The 16,670-nt window shown below is 73.2% G+C and carries 12 protein-coding genes; 6 read left to right on the plus strand and 6 right to left on the minus strand.

The window, feature by feature from the left end; all coding sequences use genetic code 11:
* Positions 1-294 precede the first annotated feature (294 nt).
* From iolD to C1N80_RS02425, 5 genes are all read left to right on the plus strand, one after another.
* A complete protein-coding gene (iolD, locus tag C1N80_RS02405; protein WP_137769320.1) occupies positions 295-2,214 on the plus strand; it encodes a 3D-(3,5/4)-trihydroxycyclohexane-1,2-dione acylhydrolase (decyclizing) in 1,920 nt (639 codons plus the stop codon).
* 14 nt (positions 2,215-2,228) lie between these two features.
* Positions 2,229-3,725, plus strand: a complete 1,497-nt coding sequence (locus C1N80_RS02410) for a CoA-acylating methylmalonate-semialdehyde dehydrogenase (protein ID WP_137769321.1) — start codon at positions 2,229-2,231, stop codon at positions 3,723-3,725.
* 181 nt (positions 3,726-3,906) lie between these two features.
* A complete protein-coding gene (locus C1N80_RS02415; RefSeq protein WP_137769322.1) occupies positions 3,907-4,851 on the plus strand; it encodes a TIM barrel protein in 945 nt (314 codons plus the stop codon).
* Between the two features lie 13 nt (positions 4,852-4,864).
* Positions 4,865-5,734 carry a sugar phosphate isomerase/epimerase gene (locus tag C1N80_RS02420; RefSeq protein WP_137769323.1) on the plus strand — a complete coding sequence of 290 codons (870 nt, stop codon included), beginning with the start codon at positions 4,865-4,867 and terminating at the stop codon, positions 5,732-5,734.
* 2 nt (positions 5,735-5,736) lie between these two features.
* Positions 5,737-6,900: a Gfo/Idh/MocA family protein gene (locus tag C1N80_RS02425; RefSeq protein WP_137769324.1), complete on the plus strand. Its 1,164-nt coding sequence runs from the start codon at positions 5,737-5,739 to the stop codon at positions 6,898-6,900.
* On the opposite strand, the gene C1N80_RS02430 is transcribed toward C1N80_RS02425, so the two are convergent.
* The 6 genes from C1N80_RS02430 to C1N80_RS02455 form a co-directional block, all read right to left on the minus strand.
* A complete protein-coding gene (locus tag C1N80_RS02430; RefSeq protein ID WP_137769325.1) occupies positions 6,887-8,500 on the minus strand; it encodes an ABC transporter ATP-binding protein in 1,614 nt (537 codons plus the stop codon). The genes C1N80_RS02425 and C1N80_RS02430 overlap by 14 nt on opposite strands.
* Positions 8,500-10,170 carry an ABC transporter substrate-binding protein gene (locus C1N80_RS02435; protein WP_137769326.1) on the minus strand — a complete coding sequence of 557 codons (1,671 nt, stop codon included), beginning with the start codon at positions 10,168-10,170 and terminating at the stop codon, positions 8,500-8,502. The genes C1N80_RS02430 and C1N80_RS02435 overlap by 1 nt, the downstream gene beginning before the upstream one ends.
* Positions 10,167-11,192, minus strand: a complete 1,026-nt coding sequence (locus C1N80_RS02440; RefSeq protein WP_137769327.1) for an ABC transporter permease — start codon at positions 11,190-11,192, stop codon at positions 10,167-10,169. The genes C1N80_RS02435 and C1N80_RS02440 overlap by 4 nt, the downstream gene beginning before the upstream one ends.
* A complete protein-coding gene (locus tag C1N80_RS02445; protein WP_240811202.1) occupies positions 11,189-12,127 on the minus strand; it encodes an ABC transporter permease in 939 nt (312 codons plus the stop codon). Before C1N80_RS02445 ends, C1N80_RS02440 begins: the two co-directional genes overlap by 4 nt.
* A 103-nt stretch (positions 12,128-12,230) precedes the next feature.
* Positions 12,231-13,865, minus strand: a complete 1,635-nt coding sequence (locus C1N80_RS02450) for an FAD-dependent oxidoreductase (protein ID WP_137769329.1) — start codon at positions 13,863-13,865, stop codon at positions 12,231-12,233.
* Positions 13,866-13,882: 17 nt separating this feature from the next.
* Positions 13,883-15,727, minus strand: a complete 1,845-nt coding sequence (locus C1N80_RS02455) for a Na+/H+ antiporter (RefSeq protein WP_137769330.1) — start codon at positions 15,725-15,727, stop codon at positions 13,883-13,885.
* A 108-nt stretch (positions 15,728-15,835) separates the two neighbouring features.
* Between C1N80_RS02455 and C1N80_RS02460 the strand changes: the two genes are divergently transcribed.
* On the plus strand, positions 15,836-16,663 hold the full coding sequence (locus C1N80_RS02460) for a hypothetical protein (protein WP_240811203.1): 828 nt from the start codon (positions 15,836-15,838) through the stop codon (positions 16,661-16,663).
* Positions 16,664-16,670 lie beyond the last annotated feature (7 nt).

Below are 16,670 nucleotides of genomic sequence, written 5' to 3' on the forward strand. Positions count from 1 at the left end.
AGAGCTCCTGTCGGAGGGGGGAATTTGTCAGCACAGTGCGCAAGCGTCATTGCTGGTTTGTTCTGTCGATACGGCGGATCGACCCTGACGAACGGGGACGCTAGCACGCGGTCCACGGCCCGTGGAAGGCCTTGGACACCCCCGTTTGGTGCCGCATGTTCTGACAAAGTGTTGACAGCGGGGAGCGTGCTCGTCATGCTGGTCCCCGTACGAACTCACCGTCGAGTCGCCCTGCCCGACGGTGCCATCCCGAGGCCCGCTCCCCCGGAGCGCGGCCGGTCACCCGGAGGCAGCATGAGCGTCCCCCGTCCTGCAGAGACCGCAGGCAGCGACACGATCCGGCTCACCGTCGGCCAGGCCGTCGTCCGCTTCCTCGCCGCCCAGCACACCGAGCGCGACGGCATCCGGCAGCGCCTGATCCCCGGCACCTTCGGCATCTTCGGCCACGGCAACGTCGCGGGCCTGGGCCAGGCGCTGCTGCAGAACGCCGTCGACCCCGCCGAGGGCGAGGCGGACATGCCCTACTACCAGGCCCGCAACGAGCAGAACATGGTGCACACGGCCGTCGCCTACGCCCGCACCCGCAACCGCCAGCAGACCCTCGCCTGCACCGCCTCGATCGGCCCCGGCTCCACGAACATGGTCACCGGCGCCGCGCTCGCCACGATCGACCGCATCCCCGTGCTGCTCCTGCCCAGCGACGTCTTCGCCAATCGCGCCGTGGACCCCGTGCTCCAGCAGCTCGAGGACGAGCGCGCCATGGACGTGACCGTCAACGACGCCTTCCGTCCCGTCTCGCGTTACTTCGACCGCATCTGGCGGCCCGAGCAGCTCATCCCCTCCCTGCTCGCCGCGATGCGCGTGCTCACCGACCCCGCCGAGACCGGCGCGGTGACGATCTGCCTCCCGCAGGACGTGCAGGCCGAGGCCCACGACTTCCCCGCCGCCCTGTTCCGCGAGCGCACCTGGCACGTGGGCCGTCCCGTCCCGGAGACCGCCGCCCTGCAGCGGGCGGCGGAGGCGATCCGCTCCGCCGAGCGCCCCGTCGTCATCGCCGGCGGCGGCGCGATCTACTCCGAGGCCTCCGCCGCCCTCGAGGCCTTCGCGGACGCCACCGGGATCCCGGTGCTCGACACCCAGGCCGGCAAGGGCGCGCTGAGCGCGGACCACCCGCTGTGCATCGGCGGCGTCGGCGCGACCGGCAACGACGCCGCCAACACGCTCGCCGCCGAGGCGGACCTCGTGATCGGCGTCGGCACCCGCTACACCGACTTCACGACCGCCTCCCACACCGCCTTCCGGAACCCGGACGTGCGCTTCGTGAACCTCAACGTCAAGGCCTTCGACGCCGCCAAGCACTCCGCCGAGATGGTCGTGGCCGACGCCCGCGCCGGGCTCGACGCGCTGCGCGAGGCGCTCCTGGGCTGGCAGGCCCCCGCCGAGCACGGCGAGCGCGCCCGCGCCCTGCGCGGCGAGTGGGAGGAGCTCGTCGCCCCCTGCTTCGCCCCGCACGACCAGGAGCTGCCCGCCCAGACCGAGATCTTCGGCGCGCTCAACGAGCTCATGGGCGACGAGGACGTGGTCATCAACGCGGCCGGCTCCATGCCCGGCGACCTGCAGGCCCTGTGGAAGGCCCGCTCCCCGAGGCAGTACCACCTCGAGTACGGCTACTCCTGCATGGGCTACGAGCTGCCCGCCTCCCTCGGCGTCAAGATGGCCGCGCCGGAGGCCGAGGTCGTCGCGATCATCGGCGACGGCACCTTCCAGATGGCGCCGCAGGAGATCGCGACCATCGTCGCGGAGGATCTCAAGGTCATCCTCGTGATCCTCCAGAACCACGGCTGGTCCTCGATCGGCGCTCTCTCGGAGTCCCACGGCTCCCAGCGCTTCGGCACGAAGTACCGCATGCGCAGCGGCGAGAGCGGCCTGCTCGACGGGGACAAGCTCCCCTTCGACATCCCCGCGAACATCAGCTCCTACGGCCTCGAGGTCGCCGAGGTCAGCTCCACCGCCGACTTCCGCGACGCCTACCGCCGCGCCGAGGCCTCCGAGCACGCCACCGCGATCGTCGTCAACACCGACCTGTACGGCCCGCACCCGCCGGGCAGCGGGTGGTGGGACGTGCCCGTCTCCGCGACGAGCCGGCTCGAGTCCACCCAGGCGGCCCGCACCGAGTACGAGGCGGCCCTCGCGCCGCAGCGCCACTACCTCTGAGGAGAGACAGAAGAATGACCTACGACGTCCAGCACTGGATCGCCGGCGCCGAGACGCCCGGCAGCGGCTCCACCCAGCCCATCCTGAACCCCGCGACCGGCGAGCAGGTGGGCACCCTCCACCTCGGCGACGCCTCCACCGTCGACCGCGCCGTCGAGGTCGCCGCCGCGTCCCAGCGGGAGTGGGCCCAGGTGTCGCTGTCCAAGCGCACCCAGATCCTCTACCGCATGCGCCAGCTCATGATCGAGCACACCGACGAGATCGCCGAGGTCATCACCCGCGAGCACGGCAAGACCGTCGCCGACGCGAAGGGCGAGATCGCCCGCGGCCTCGAGACCCTCGAGTTCGCCACCTCCATCACCCAGGACCTCAAGGGCGGCTTCTCCGAGAACGTCTCGAGCGGCGTGGACGCGCACACCATGCGCCAGCCGCTCGGCGTCGTCGCCGGCATCACGCCCTTCAACTTCCCCGCGATGGTGCCCTTCTGGATGCACCCCGTCGCGATCGCCACCGGCAACGCCTTCATCATCAAGCCCTCCGAGCGGGACCCCTCCGCCTCGGGCATCGTCGCCCGCCTCTACCAGGAGGCCGGCCTGCCCGACGGCGTCTTCCAGGTGGTCCAGGGCGGCAAGGAGGTCGTCGACGCGCTGTGCGCCCACGACGGCATCGCCGCCGTGAGCTTCGTCGGCTCCACCCCGATCGCCAGGCACGTCCACCAGGCCGCCTCGGCGACCGGCAAGCGGGTCCAGGCCCTGGGCGGCGCGAACAACCACGCCGTCGTCATGCCGGACGCGAACATCGAGTTCGCCGCCGCGCAGATCGCCTCGGGCGCCTTCGGCTCCGCGGGCGAGCGCTGCATGGCCGTGCCGGTCGCCGTGACCGTCGGCGACGTCCACGAGCGGTTCCTCGAGGCGATCGCGGCCGAGGCGAGGAAGCTCCGCGTCGGCCCCGGCTCCGACCCCGAGACCGACATGCCGCCCGTCATCACCGCCGACGCGAAGGCCCGCGTGCTCCGCATGACCGACGAGGCCGAGCAGGCCGGTGGGCGGGTCGTCGTCGACGGCCGCGGCCTCGTCGTCGAGGGCTTCGAGAACGGCAACTTCGTGGGGCCGACGGTCATCACTGACCTCGACGCCACGCACCCGACCTACACCGACGAGGTGTTCGGGCCGCTGCTCGTGGTCATGCACGTCGACAACTTCGACGAGGCGGTCGCGCTCGTGAACTCCTCGCCCTTCGGCAACGGCACCGCGATCTTCACCGACTCCGGCCACTACGCGCGCCGCTACCAGGAGGAGGTCCAGGTGGGCATGATCGGCGTGAACGTGCCGATCCCGACCCCGGTGGGCTACTACTCCTTCGGCGGTTGGAAGGACTCGCTGTTCGGCGAGCACCACGCGCACGGCCCCGAGGCCGTCGGCTTCTACACCCGCCAGAAGGCGATCACGACGCGCTGGCCCGCGCAGAACGAGACCGTCGAGAGCTCCATGAGCTTCCCGACCCACGACTGAGCCGGGCGGGCGGCGCGCGCTCCGTGCCGCCCGTCGGCCCCGGCCCGCTCCCCGCTCCCCGCGAAGGTCCGATTCCGTTCCAGATCCCGCCCCGGAGTGGAACGGAATCGGACCATCCGCGAGGGGCGGGCCGGGACCGCCAGCAGCAGCCACGACCTCCGCATCGAAGGAGATGCCCCAGATGACCAGCACTTTCCCCGACGTCGCCGTCGACCGCTCGCGGAATCCCGAGAACCGCCTCACCATCGGCGTGTGCCCCGACCAGTGGGGCGTGTGGTTCCCGCAGGACGAGAAGCAGATCCCCTGGCGCACCGCGCTCGGCGAGATGGCGGAGGCCGGCTTCTCCGTCATGGAGACCGGGCCGTGGGGCTACTTCCCCCAGGGCGCGACGGAGCTGCGCTCCGTGATGGACGAGCACGGCTTCCGGGTCGTCGCCGGCACCGGCTGGGGCGTGCTCCACCAGGAGGAGGCGTGGGCGGAGACCGAGCGCACCTTCCGCGCGATCGCGCAGACCCATGCCGAGGTGGGCGCGGAGTACATGGTGCACCTGCCGCCGCTGTACCGCGACGACAAGACCTGGGAGTTCACCGACGAGCGGCACCTCACCGGGGACGCCTGGCGGCTGTACGTCCAGAACGCGAACCGGCTCGGGAAGCTCCTCAAGGAGGACTACGGGCTCACGATGGTGCTGCACCCCCACGGCGACAGCCACATCGAGACGCCCGAGGAGATCTCCCGGATCTTCGAGGCGACGGACCCGGAGCTCGTCTCCTTCTGCCTGGACACCGGCCACGTCGTCTACGGCGGCGGCGACCCCGTGCAGATGATCGAGGACTACCCCGAGCGGATCGGCTACGTGCACATCAAGGCCTTCGACCCGGACCTCACCCGGCAGGCCCACGAGAACGACTGGCCCTTCGGCGAGGCCGTCGCCAAGGGCGCCTCGGTGCGCCCGCCCGCCGGCCTGCCGGACATGAAGGAGCTCGTCGCGAAGCTGACGACGCTCGACCGGGACCTGTACGTCATCTGCGAGCAGGACCTCTACCCGTGCGATCCGGGGCTGCCGCTGCCCAACGCGATCGCGACCCGCGAGTACCTGGCCGAGTGCGGCCTGGGCGCGAAGTGACGGAGGCGCACCCATGGTGAAGGTCCTGCTGGATCCGAGCATGTACCACCCGCACCTCAGCGTCGCAGACGAGGTGCGCAAGGCCGCGGAGCTCGGCTACCGCTTCCTCGAGCTGTCGCCGCGCGCGGACTTCCACGAGTGGCACCACCGCCCCAAGGTGGACCGCCACCAGATCGCCGAGGTCAAGGCCGCGATCAAGGAGACCGGGGTGCGGATCCACTCCTTCAACCCCGTCTTCGACTGGTCGAGCCCCGACGAGGAGGAGCGGCAGGCGCAGGTGCGGAACTGGCGGCGCCTGCTCGAGATCGCCGACGCCCTCGAGGTGCCGCTCATCGCGACCGAGTTCTCCGGCGACCCGACCGACCCGCGGCGCAGCGAGTCGCAGTTCTACCGCTCGATCGAGGAGCTGATCCCCGGCTTCGAGCGCTACGGGCTCGAGTGCACGATCGAGGCGCACCCCTACGACTTCGTCGAGGACAACGACCGGGCCGTGCAGATCGTGCGCGGAGTGGACCGCGACTGGCTGAACTACGAGTTCTGCTTCCCGCACGCCTTCCACCTGGGGCAGGGCCGCAGGACGCCTCGCCAGATGATGGAGTACGCCGGGGACCGCCTGCGCCACCTGCACATCGCGGACGTCTTCGACCACACGGCGAACGTCGGCAACCGCTACATCGTGAACCCGCCCGGGGTGGACGCCCGCGTGCACCAGCACAACGAGATCGGCAACGGCGAGATCGACTGGGACGACGCCTTCGCGCACCTCCGCGAGCGCGGCTACGACGGCACCGTCTCCGTGTGCGTCTTCGGCTGGGAGGAGGACGCCGACGCGATCCACCGCCGGATGCGCGAGCGGATCCTCACCGAGCTGGGCGGGGAGTGAGCATGCGGGAGATCGGCGTCGCCGTCGTCGGGCTCGGCTGGATGGGGCGCCTGCACGCCGCCTCCCACCAGCGGCTGCCCTCGCGCTACCCCGAGCTGGGCGTGCGGCCGCGGCTCGTCGTCGCGGCGGATCCCGTGGAGGCGAACCAGCGGGCGGCCGTGGAGCAGTTCGGCTTCGAGCGGGCGGTGTCGAGCCTCGAGGAGGCCCTCGCCGATCCGGCCGTGGACGTCGTCTCGATCTGCTCCCCGAACTTCCTGCACCGCGAGCTCGCCCTGCACGCCGCGCGGGCCGGGAAGCCGTTCTGGATCGAGAAGCCGATGGGCGTCTCCGCCGCGCAGTCCCGGGAGATCCGCGACGCCGCGCGCGAGGCCGGGATCGCCACGGCGGTGGGCTTCAACTACCGCCACGCCCCCGCGATCGCGCACCTGCGCGCGCTCATCGCGGAGGGTCGCCTGGGCCGCGTGACGAACGTGCGCTGCCACCTCGACGCCGACTACGCCTCCGCGCCCGACGGGCCCCTCACCTGGCGCTACGACCGCCAGAAGGCGGGCAGCGGCGTGATCGGGGACCTGCTCTCCCACGGCGTGGACCTCGTATCCCACGTCACCGGGCAGGCGATCACCGAGGTCAGCGCCATGACCGACGTGTTCATCCGCGAGCGGCCGATCCCGCTCGGCGCGGGCGTGGGCCACGGCGGCATGGAGCTGAGCGGCGAGCACGGTCCCGTCGGCAACGAGGACTGGGCCGCCGCGCTCGCCCACCTCGACGGCGGCGCCCACGCGACGCTCGAGACCAGCCGCGTCGCCCGCGGCCACCGCTCCGACTACGCCCTCGAGGTGTTCGGCACGGAAGGCTCCGCCCGCTGGTCCTTCACCCGCATGAACGAGTTCGAGGTGATGATCGGCGACGGCGGCACCGAGCACGGCTACACGACCGTGCTCGCGGGCGCCGGCCACGGCGACTACGCGCGCTTCCAGCCCGGCCCCGGCATCCCGCTCAGCTTCGACGACCTCAAGACCATCGAGGGCGCGGCCTTCCTCTCCGACGTCACGGCCGGCACCGCGCTCGCGCCGAACGCCGAGGACGGGCTGCGCGCGGCCGAGGCGTGCGAGGCGATCGTCCGCTCCGCCGCGAGCCGGGCGTGGGAGGCGGTCAGCGCGGGCTGAGGCGGCGCTCGGGGTCGGGGATGCTCGCGAGCAGGGCGCGGGTGTACTCGTGCTGCGGGGAGCCCAGCACCTCGCGCGCGGTGCCCTGCTCCACGGCCCGCCCGGCGCGGAGCACGGTGACGTGGTCCGCGAGGGAGCCGACGACGGCGAGGTCGTGGCTGATGAAGACGCACGCGAAGCGCGCCTCCTCGATCGCCTCGCGCAGCACCTCGATGACGTGCGCCTGGATGGTGACGTCGAGGGCGCTCGTGGGCTCGTCGGCGACGAGCAGGGAGGGCCTGCGGATCAGCGCACGGGCGATCGAGACCCGCTGGCGCTGCCCGCCGGAGAGCTCGTGCGGGAGCCGGCGCGTATAGGAGGCGGGCAGGCGCACCTGCTCGAGCGCCGCCGCCACCCGCCGGGCGGCATCGGCGCGGCTCGTGGTCCCCTCGAGCTGCAGCGGCTCCGCCACGCTCCAGCCCACGGTGCGCCGTGGGTTGAGCGAGGAGGCAGGGTTCTGGAACACCATGCCCACCTGGGCGTACGCCGCGCGTCGGGCGGCACGGCCCAGGGTGCGCGGGTCCACGCCGCCGAGCTCGAGGGTGCTGGCCTCGACGGGGACGAGGCCCGCGAGCGCCTTGCCCCAGGTGGACTTGCCGGAGCCGGACTCGCCCACGAGACCGTGGATCTGCCCGGGCCGGATCTCCATGCCGACCCCGTCGAGCGCCCGGTGCGCGCCGCCGCGACGGCGGTACTCGACCGAGAGCCCCTCGACGCGCACGACGGGCTCCCCCTCCTCGGCGGCGCCGTCGGCCGCGGAGGCGTGCTCGAGGGCCTCGGCGAGCCGGGGCACGGCGGTGAGCAGCTCGCGGGTGTACGGCGCCGAGGCGTTCCCGAGCACCTCGCGCACGCTCCCCGTCTCGACGACGGCGCCGTCCTTGAGGACGACGACCTCGTCCGCGATCTCGCCCACCACGCCCATGTCGTGCGTGATGAGCAGGACCCCCACCGCGCGCTCCTCGACGATGCGGCGCAGCAGCTCGAGGATGCCGCGCTGCACGGTGACGTCGAGGGCGGTGGTGGGCTCGTCGGCGATGAGCAGGTCCGGGTCGCCGCTCAGGGCGAGGGCGATGACGACGCGCTGCATCTCGCCGCCGGAGAGCTCGTGCGGGTACGAGGCGGCCGTGCGGTCCGGGTCCGGGAGGCCGACGGAGGCGAGCAGCTCCCGCGTCCGCTCCCGCACGCGGGCCGCACCGCGGAGGTCCTCGCGCACCGCGAGCACGTCCCGGAAGGCCGCGGAGACCTTCATGACCGGGGACAGCGACTGCCCCGGCTCCTGGAAGACGGTGCCCACGCGGTGCGCGCGCACCTGCCGCAGCGGCCCCGGCGCGAGGCCCACGAGCTCCTCTCCGTCCAGCCGCGCGCTGCCCCGGACCTCGGCGCCGGCGGGCTGGAGTCCGATCGTGGACAGGGCGCTGATGCTCTTGCCCGAGCCGGACTCGCCCACGAGGGCGGTGATCCGGCCGCGGCGCACGGTGAGGTCCAGGCCGGACACGATGGTCCGGCCCGCGATCGCCACGTGCAGGGCGTCGAGGACGAGGAGGTCGCTCGCGGTGGTCATCAGCCCAGCGTCACCGTGAGGTAGTTCGGGTAGGCCGGGAACTCGCCGATGACGAAGTCCTTCACGCCGGAACCGTGGAGGAAGGAGTTCTTCGAGTAGATGAGCGGCACCAGCGGGGAGTCCTGCAGGATCTGCTTGTCCACGGCGGCCCACTTCGCGGCGGCCTCGTCGGCGTCGACCGTCGAGGAGGCGTCCAGCAGGGCCTTGTCCACCTCGGGGTTCGAGTAGCGGGCGAGGTTGTAGTTGCCGCCGCCGATCTGGCTCGAGTCGAACAGCGGGGTGAGGTTCGCGTCCGGGGAGGGGACGTCGGGCTGCCAGGAGCCGAGCACCAGGTCGTAGCCGGAGCCGTCGCCCGCCGGGACCTCGGAGGTGTAGGCGTTCTCGTCGAGCGGCTGGATCGTCACGGTGATGCCGGCGCGGGCGAGACCCTGCTGGATCGCCTCCGCGGCGGCGGTGTCGTCCTCGGTGATGACCAGGCGCAGGCTGAGGTCCTTCACGCCGGCCTCGGCGAGCAGGGACTTCGCCTTCTCGGCGTCGCCCGCGGGCGCGTCGCCGTACAGCGAGTACTCCTCGCGGCCCTCGATGCCGGGGGTGATGAGGGTCGTCGCGTAGTCGCCGGAGATCTCGCCGCCCTTGGCGGTGCGGTAGGCCTCCTTGTCCACGGCGTACTGGATCGCGGTGCGGACCTTGACGTCCTTGAGCGCCTCGGACTGCGTGTTCATGGCGAGGTACTCGAGCGCGCCGGGGCCGGAGGTGACGAGGCGGTCGCCCACCTTGGGGTCGTTCTGCGCCTGGACGAGCTGGGCGGCCGGCACGAAGCTCGCGAGGAAGGCGTCCTGCGCGTCGGAGCGGTCGGCGATGAGCGACTGGGCGACGACGCTGGAGTCCTGGGCGAGGGCGAACTCGATGCTGTCGGGGCCGCCGGTGCGGGCCTGGTCCGTCGAGGAGTCCCACTTCTCGTTGCGCTCGAGGACGACCTGGCTGCCGGCCTTGTACGAGGCCACGCGGTAGGGGCCGCTCGCGACCGGCTTGGTCGCGTAGCTCTCGGGCTCGCCGGAGTCCTCGGGGACGGGCGCGAAGGCGGGCGTCGAGGCGATCCAGCCGAAGGCGCCGTAGGGGCGGTTGAGGTGAAAGACGAGGGTCGTCTCGTCCTTCGCCTCGATCGAGTCGAGGTGCTTCCCGGAGAAGGGGCCCTCGTAGTCCTCGCCGCCCTCGAGCAGCACCTTGTGGTAGGTCAGGCCGCCCGTGAGCTCCTTCGCGAAGGAGCGCTCGAGGCCGTACTTCACGGTCGCGGCGGTGATCGCCGTGCCGTCCTCGAAGGTGAGTCCGTCCTGGAGGGTGAAGGTCCAGGTCCTGCCGTCGTCCGACGGGGTCCCGGTGTCCGTGGCGAGGTCGGGGATGAGCTCGGTGGGGGCGTCGGCCGAGGTCTTCCAGGCGGTGAGGCGGCGCGCCGTGAGGCCCAGCGAGGTGATCGCGAGGCTCTGGCTCGTCGCGGGGTCGAAGCTCATGTCCTCGCTGGTGGAGAAGATCGTGAGGGTGCCGCCCTGGGCGCCGCCGGCGTCGGACGAGGAGGAGGAGCCGCCGTCGGTGCACGCGGCGAGCGCGCCGAGTCCGAGGACGACGGGGCCGGCGGCGAGGAGGCCGCGACGGGGGAGGCGGGGGCTGGTCATGAGGATGTCTCCTGGGTGGTGGGGGTGGCGGGGCGGCGGCCGCCGACGGCCAGACGGCGGTCGAGCAGGGGCCGGGCGAGGTCCGCGGCGAGGTTCGCGAGGACGATGAGCAGGGATCCGACGAACGTGGTCCCGACGATGACGGGGAGGTCCGCGGTGGAGGTCGCGTCGAGCAGCAGCGCGCCGAGGCCCGGCAGGCCGAAGATCCGCTCCGTGATGACGGTGCCGCCGAGCAGGGCGCCGAGGTCGAGGGCGACGAGGGTCGTGAGCGGCAGGGCGAGGTTGCGCAGGGCGTAGCGGTCGATGCGGCGCTCGGGGAGGCCGGCGGCGCGGGCGGTGCGCGCGTAGTCCAGGCCCAGCTGCTCGATCATCGAGGAGCGGACGAGCCGGGCGTAGACGGCGCCGTTGAGGAAGGCGAGCGTGGCCCACGGCAGGATCAGGTGCAGCGCCCACGGGCCGGGGCCGTCGGCCAGGTTCTCGTAGCCGCCGCTGGGCAGCAGGCCCAGGCGCAGGGCGACGACGACCACGGCGAGCAGGCCGACGACGAAGGCGGGGGCGGAGGCCGAGATCACCGAGACCGCGGTGACGACCCGGTCGAGGATCCCGCCCTGGCGACGGGCGGCGAGGGCGCCCGCGGCGATGCCGAGGGCGGACTGCAGCACGACGGCGCCGATCGCGACCGAGACGGTGACCGGGAACCGCTCACCGATGAGGGTCGTGACGTCCTGGTGGTACTGGAAGGAGTAGCCCAGGCACGGGGCGGCGCAGTGCACGAGCACGTCGCCGGAGCCGTAGGTGCGGCCCACGACGAGCGCGGCGAGGAAGCTGCCGAGCTGCGCCCACCAGGGGCGGTCGAAGCCCATGAAGCCGCGCGCGGCCTCGAGGTCCTCCGGGGAGCAGGGCTTGCCGCACATGCGCAGGGCGGGGTCGATCGGGGCGAGGTAGAAGATCGCGTAGGTGAGCGCGAGGACGACGAGCAGCACGCCGAGGCTGCGGGCCACGCGCTGGAGGGCGGGGATCACGGGCGGCCTCCCCGCGGGTCGAGGGCGTCCCGGAGGGTGTCGCCGAGGATGGTGAAGGAGAAGGTCACGAGGAACAGGGCCGCCGCGGGGAAGAGCAGGAAGGCGGGGTCCACGAGCAGCCAGTTGATCGCGTCGCCGATCGAGCGGCCCCAGGACGGGGTGGGCGGGAGCATGCCGACGCCGAGGAAGGACAGCGTGGCCTCCGCGGCGATGCGCCCGGGCAGCGAGATGCAGGAGAAGACGATGACGGTCGAGGCGACGTTCGGCAGCACCTGATGGCGGAAGACGTGCCCGAAGCGGGCGCCCATGACGCGGGAGGCGACGACGTAGGGCTGGCGGACGATGACCCGGGTCTCCGCCGCGACGACGCGCGCGATCGAGGGCCAGCCGAACATGCCGATGACGAGGGTGAGCAGCAGGGCGCGGGGCGCCTCGAGCGGGAACAGCGCGCTGAGCGCGATCGCGAAGATGAGGAAGGGGAAGCCGAGGGTCACGTCGGTCGCGAAGTCCACGAGCTTCTCGACGACGCCGCCGACGGCGCCCGCGACGATCCCGAGCACCACGCCGATCACGGTCGCGAGCAGGGTCGAGGCGAGGCCCACGAGCAGGGACACGCGCGCCCCGTAGACGACGAGGGAGAAGAGGTCGCGCCCGGTGCCGGGCTCGACGCCGAACCAGTGGTCGCCGCTCACGCCGCCCAGCGCGCCGGCGGGCGCGGTGTCGGGGCCCAGGGCGTCCGCGTGGTACGTGAACGGGTCGTTGCCGCTGAACGCGGCGAGCTGCGGGGCGAACAGGGCGGCGAGCACGCTCACCAGCACGACGACCGCGGCCGCGAGGGGCAGCGGGCGCAGGAAGGCGCGGCCCACCCAGCGGCGGGCGGGGCGCTCGTCGAGCGAGGCGGCCGCCTCCGCCGGCAGGGCATCGCTGGTCGTCATCATCAAGGCTTTCGATTGTCCCAACGTGAACGTTGGTCAGTATCCCACCGCCCACCCGCCGCGGTCGCCCCGGAGGACACATGCGGTCAAGGCCACAGGCGGATCAGTCGGTGCGGGCGAGGTGCTCGTGGATGCGGGAGACGACCCCGGCCCCCTCCCCCGTCGCCGAGGCCACACGCTTCATCGAGCCGGAGCGCACGTCCCCCGCGCAGAAGACGCCCGGCACGGAGGTCTCGAGCTCCGCGGGCGGCAGCCCGCCGCGCCAGTCCTCCCCCGGCACGTCACGACCGGTGAGCACGTAGCCCTTCGCGTCGCGACGCACCGCGTCGGGCAGCCACTCGCAGTGGGGCTCCGCGCCGAGCAGCAGGAACAGGCCCTGGACGGGGCGGCGCTCGCGGGAGCCGTCGCGCTCGAGCTCGAGCCAGGCGACGTCGCCGTCCTCCGCGCCGCCGTCGACCACCCGTGTGGAGCCCTCGACGGTGATCCGCTGGTTCGCCGCGATCTCGGTGATGAGGTAGGCGCTCATCGTGGAGCGGAGGTCCGGGCGGCGCACCGCGATCGTCACCGAGCGGGCGAAGCGGGCGAGGTGCACGGCCGCCTGACCGGCGCTGTTGCCGCCGCCGACGACGACCACGTCCTGCCCCTCCATCTCGCGGGCGGCGGTCATCGCGGCGCCGTAGTGCACGCCGCGGCCCACGAGCTCCTCGAGCGCGGGCACCCCGAGCCGGCGGTAGGCCACGCCCGTCGCGACGACGACCGTGCGGGCGAGCAGCTCCCCCGCCTCGGTGCGCACCCGGTGCGGGGCGCCGTCCTCGCCGGGCACGAGCTCCTCCGCCTCCCAGCCGGGGAAGAAGCGGGCGCCGAAGCGGATCGCCTGGCTGCGGGCGCGGGTGGACAGGCGCATGCCGGAGATGCCGCGCGGGAAGCCGAGGTAGTTGCGGATCATCGAGCTGCTCCCGGCCTGCCCGCCGACGGCGCCCGCCTCGAGCGCGAGCGTCGTGAGCCCCTCGCTCGCCGCGTAGACGCAGGCGGCGAGGCCCGCGGGCCCCGCGCCGACGACGACCACGTCGAGCACCTCGTCGACGTCCGCGAGGGAGGCGGCGTCGGACCGGCCGAACAGCTCACGGGCGAGGGTGCGCACGTCCGGCACGTGGCGGGGCGGGCGGTCCTGCGTGACGACCTGCGGGTACGGGCCCACGTCGCCCGGGCCGGGCGGGTGCACGCCGTGCGGGGTGCCGCCGCGGAAGAGGTAGTCGTGCAGCTCCCGCGCGACCGGGTCCCCGGGCGGCGCGATGATCCGCACGGTCTCCACCTGGGGCGCGGCGATCGTCGCGGTCCACTCGTTCAGCAGCTCGACGACGGCGGAGTGGAACTCCTCGTCCCGCACGCCGCGCGGCATGAGCAGGTGCGCGTCGAAGGCGCCCATGGCGACCTTGTGGCGCAGCGCCTGCGCGTGCTCGAGGAACCGCGGCCAGGGGGTCACGGCGAGCCGGCGCGCGGTGGGGACGAGCGCCCGCTGCTCGTGCAGGGCGTGCTTGAGGGAGGGCGTGGGCAGGGTCGTGTCCAGCACCATGAGGGCGAGCGGGGCGCCCTCCTCCTCAGCGCGGCGGATCAGGGCGACGCCCTCCTCGAGGGACGGCGCGACGGTCACCGCGTACTCCGCGGCGTAGCGGCCGAACTGGGCCCGCAGCACCTCCTCGTTCTCGGCGGTGACCAGCAGGATCATCGGATCGCTCATGAGAACTCCTCGCGTCGTCAGGCGGTCGCGTGGTGGATGTAGCACCAGCGCCAGGTCTCGCCCGCCTCCGCGGACTGCATGACCGGGTGGCCGGTGTCGTGGAAGTGGTTCGTCGCGTGCTGTGCCGGGGAGCTGTCGCAGCAGCCCACGTGCCCGCACTCGAGGCACTGGCGCAGGGCGACCCAGCGGGCACCCTCGGCCACGCAGCTCGCGCACACGGGGTCCTCGGGCGTCTCCGCGATGGGGAAGGCCTGCAGCTCCTCGCACCAGCCGCCCTCGCCGGCGCCGGTCGCGACCATGTCGCCGTGCGCGCCCTCCGCCTCGTCGAGCATCGACTCCTCGAGGTCGAGCATGCCGAGCACCTCGCGGATCACGTGGGACGGCGTGCTGCCCTTGCTGCGGATCTCGAGCACCTTCGTGCGCTCGGCGCGCAGCATCCTCCGCCGCACGCGGGTGTACGCCTGGCTGGGCGTCTCGTCGTCCGAGGAGGTGGACAGCCGCTCCCAGGCGGCGAAGCTGCGCTGGTCCACGCGGGCACGGACCCCGGCGATCACGTCCTCCGGGGTCTCCCCCGCGCAGGTCTCGAGCTCGGCGAGGCCGGCCTCCCCCGCCTTGTGCAGCACGGTCGCGCGGGCGAGGGCCTCGACGGCCGGGTCCTCGGGGCGCACCCGCAGCAGCCGGGTGAGCCAGGGCAGGCTCAGGCCCTGGAGGTAGAGCGTGCCGAGCACGACCGTGAGCGAGGCGAGCACGAGCAGGTCGTGGTGCGGCACGGAGGCGGGGATGACGAAGACCGCCGCGATCGTCACGACGCCGCGCATGCCGGCCCAGGAGACGACGAGCGCATGGGACCACGGCTCCCGGTCCCGGTCCTTCCGGGTGAGGTTCTGGATCCCGTGGACGAGGCTCACCCACAGCACGCGCAGCACGATCACCGCGGCGAGCACGGCGAGGCAGAAGCCGATCGCCCGGAGCGCGGAGACGCTGCCGTCGAGGCCCGCGACGATGCTCGCCGCCTGCAGTCCGATCAGCAGGAAGACGGCGTGCTCGAGCAGGTAGGCGATGCTCGTCCAGGTCACCCGCTCGGTGATGCGGGAGGCGGAGGTCTGCACGATCGGTGCCTTGTGGCCGATCAGCAGGCCCGCGACGACCACCGCGATGACGCCCGAGGCCTCGATCTCCTCCGCGACCAGGTAGGCGGCGAAGGGGATGACGAAGGAGATGCCGGTGTCGATGAGCGGATCGTGGACGAGCCGGCGCACCTGCACGACGACGAGCGCGACGAGCAGGCCGATGATCAGCCCGCCGCCCGCGGCGACGACGAAGTCCTCCGCGATGGTGGCGACGGCGACCGTGCCGGAGATCGCGGCGATCGCGGTGCGCAGGGAGACCAGGGCCGTCGCATCGTTGAGCAGCGACTCGCCCTCGAGGACGGTGACGATCTGCCGGGGCAGACCGATCCGTCGGGCCACCGCGCTCGCGGAGACCGCGTCCGGCGGGGCGACGACGGCGCCGAGCGCGATCGCGACCGGCCAGCCGACGTCGGGCATGATCGCCATGACCACGGCGGCGACGCCGAGCGTCGTGAGGACGACGAGCGCGACGGAGAGCAGCAGGACGGGGACGATGTTCGCCTTGATGTCCTGGATCGAGGTCTGCAGCGAGGTCGAGTAGAGCAGCGGCGGCAGCAGGCCGAACAGCACGAGCTCCGGGGAGAGCTCGACCGCGGGGATCATCGGCAGGAACGAGCCGACGAGGCCGACGGCGAGCAGCACCATCGGCGGCGGAAGGCGCAGGCGCTCGGCGAGCGCGGTGCCCACGAGGGTGGCGACCGCGAGGCCCACGACGAGAAGGAGGATGTCCACTCCAGGGATCATGCCGCACCCGGGCCGCGTCCGGGAGGCTCCGGGCGTACCCCCAGGGGGCGGCGATAGGCTCGGGGGGTTCCGCCCTCGACCAGGACCGGGGTGACCGTGACCGACAGCAGCGACCGCCCGGACCCGGGGCCCACCGCGCCCGGGGAGCAGGACCTGCCCTGGAAGGCGACGGCGGAGCGCCGCGACCTGTGGGGGCCGGTCGAGAAGCCCCCCGAGGGCACCGTGCACACGCCCGGCGCCCCGCGCCGCGGGCGCCTGCTCGGCCTGGGGCTGCCGCTCCTGCTGGGCGTGCTCGCCGGCACCGCGACCCTCCTGCTCGGCATCGGCGGGATCGGCGGGATCGCCCTCGCCGCCGGGGTCGGCGTGGTCGCCGCGGGCGGCAGCGGGGTCGGCCTGCGCGCCCTGCGCCCCGAGCCGCCGCTCCTCGAGCCCGCCGGGGCGGAGGTCGCCGACGGCACCCGCACCCTGCTCGAGGCGATCCTGCGCGACGCCGCCGCCGGCCACGAGCGGATCGCGGGGCTGCGCGCGAGCAGCCGCGACGCGGCCGTCGGCCCCGTGCTGGGCCGCGCGGAGGACCTCTACACCCGGATCGAGGCGCTCGCCCGCACCGAGGAGGTGCAGTCGCGGCGACCGTCCGACGGCGGCCTCGCCCTGCTCGAGGGCATGGCGGACCGCTACGTGCCCGAGCTGCTCGACGCCGTCGAGGACACCTCCGGGTTCCTCGCGACCTTCGCGGGCACCGCCCGCGAGGAGGCCCTGACGAACCTGCGCGGCATCGACGACCAGCTCACCGTGCTCGGCGAGAGCCTCGAGGAGATCGAGAAGGACCTCGTCGCCGGCGTGACCCGCTCCCTCGACGTGCACGCCGAGTTCCTCCGCACCCGCTTCGCGGACCACCACGTCACCCCGACCATCGACCTCTGACCCGCAC

Source organism: Brachybacterium sp. SGAir0954 (assembly GCF_005490785.1).
In the GTDB taxonomy this organism is placed as follows: domain Bacteria; phylum Actinomycetota; class Actinomycetes; order Actinomycetales; family Dermabacteraceae; genus Brachybacterium; species Brachybacterium rhamnosum.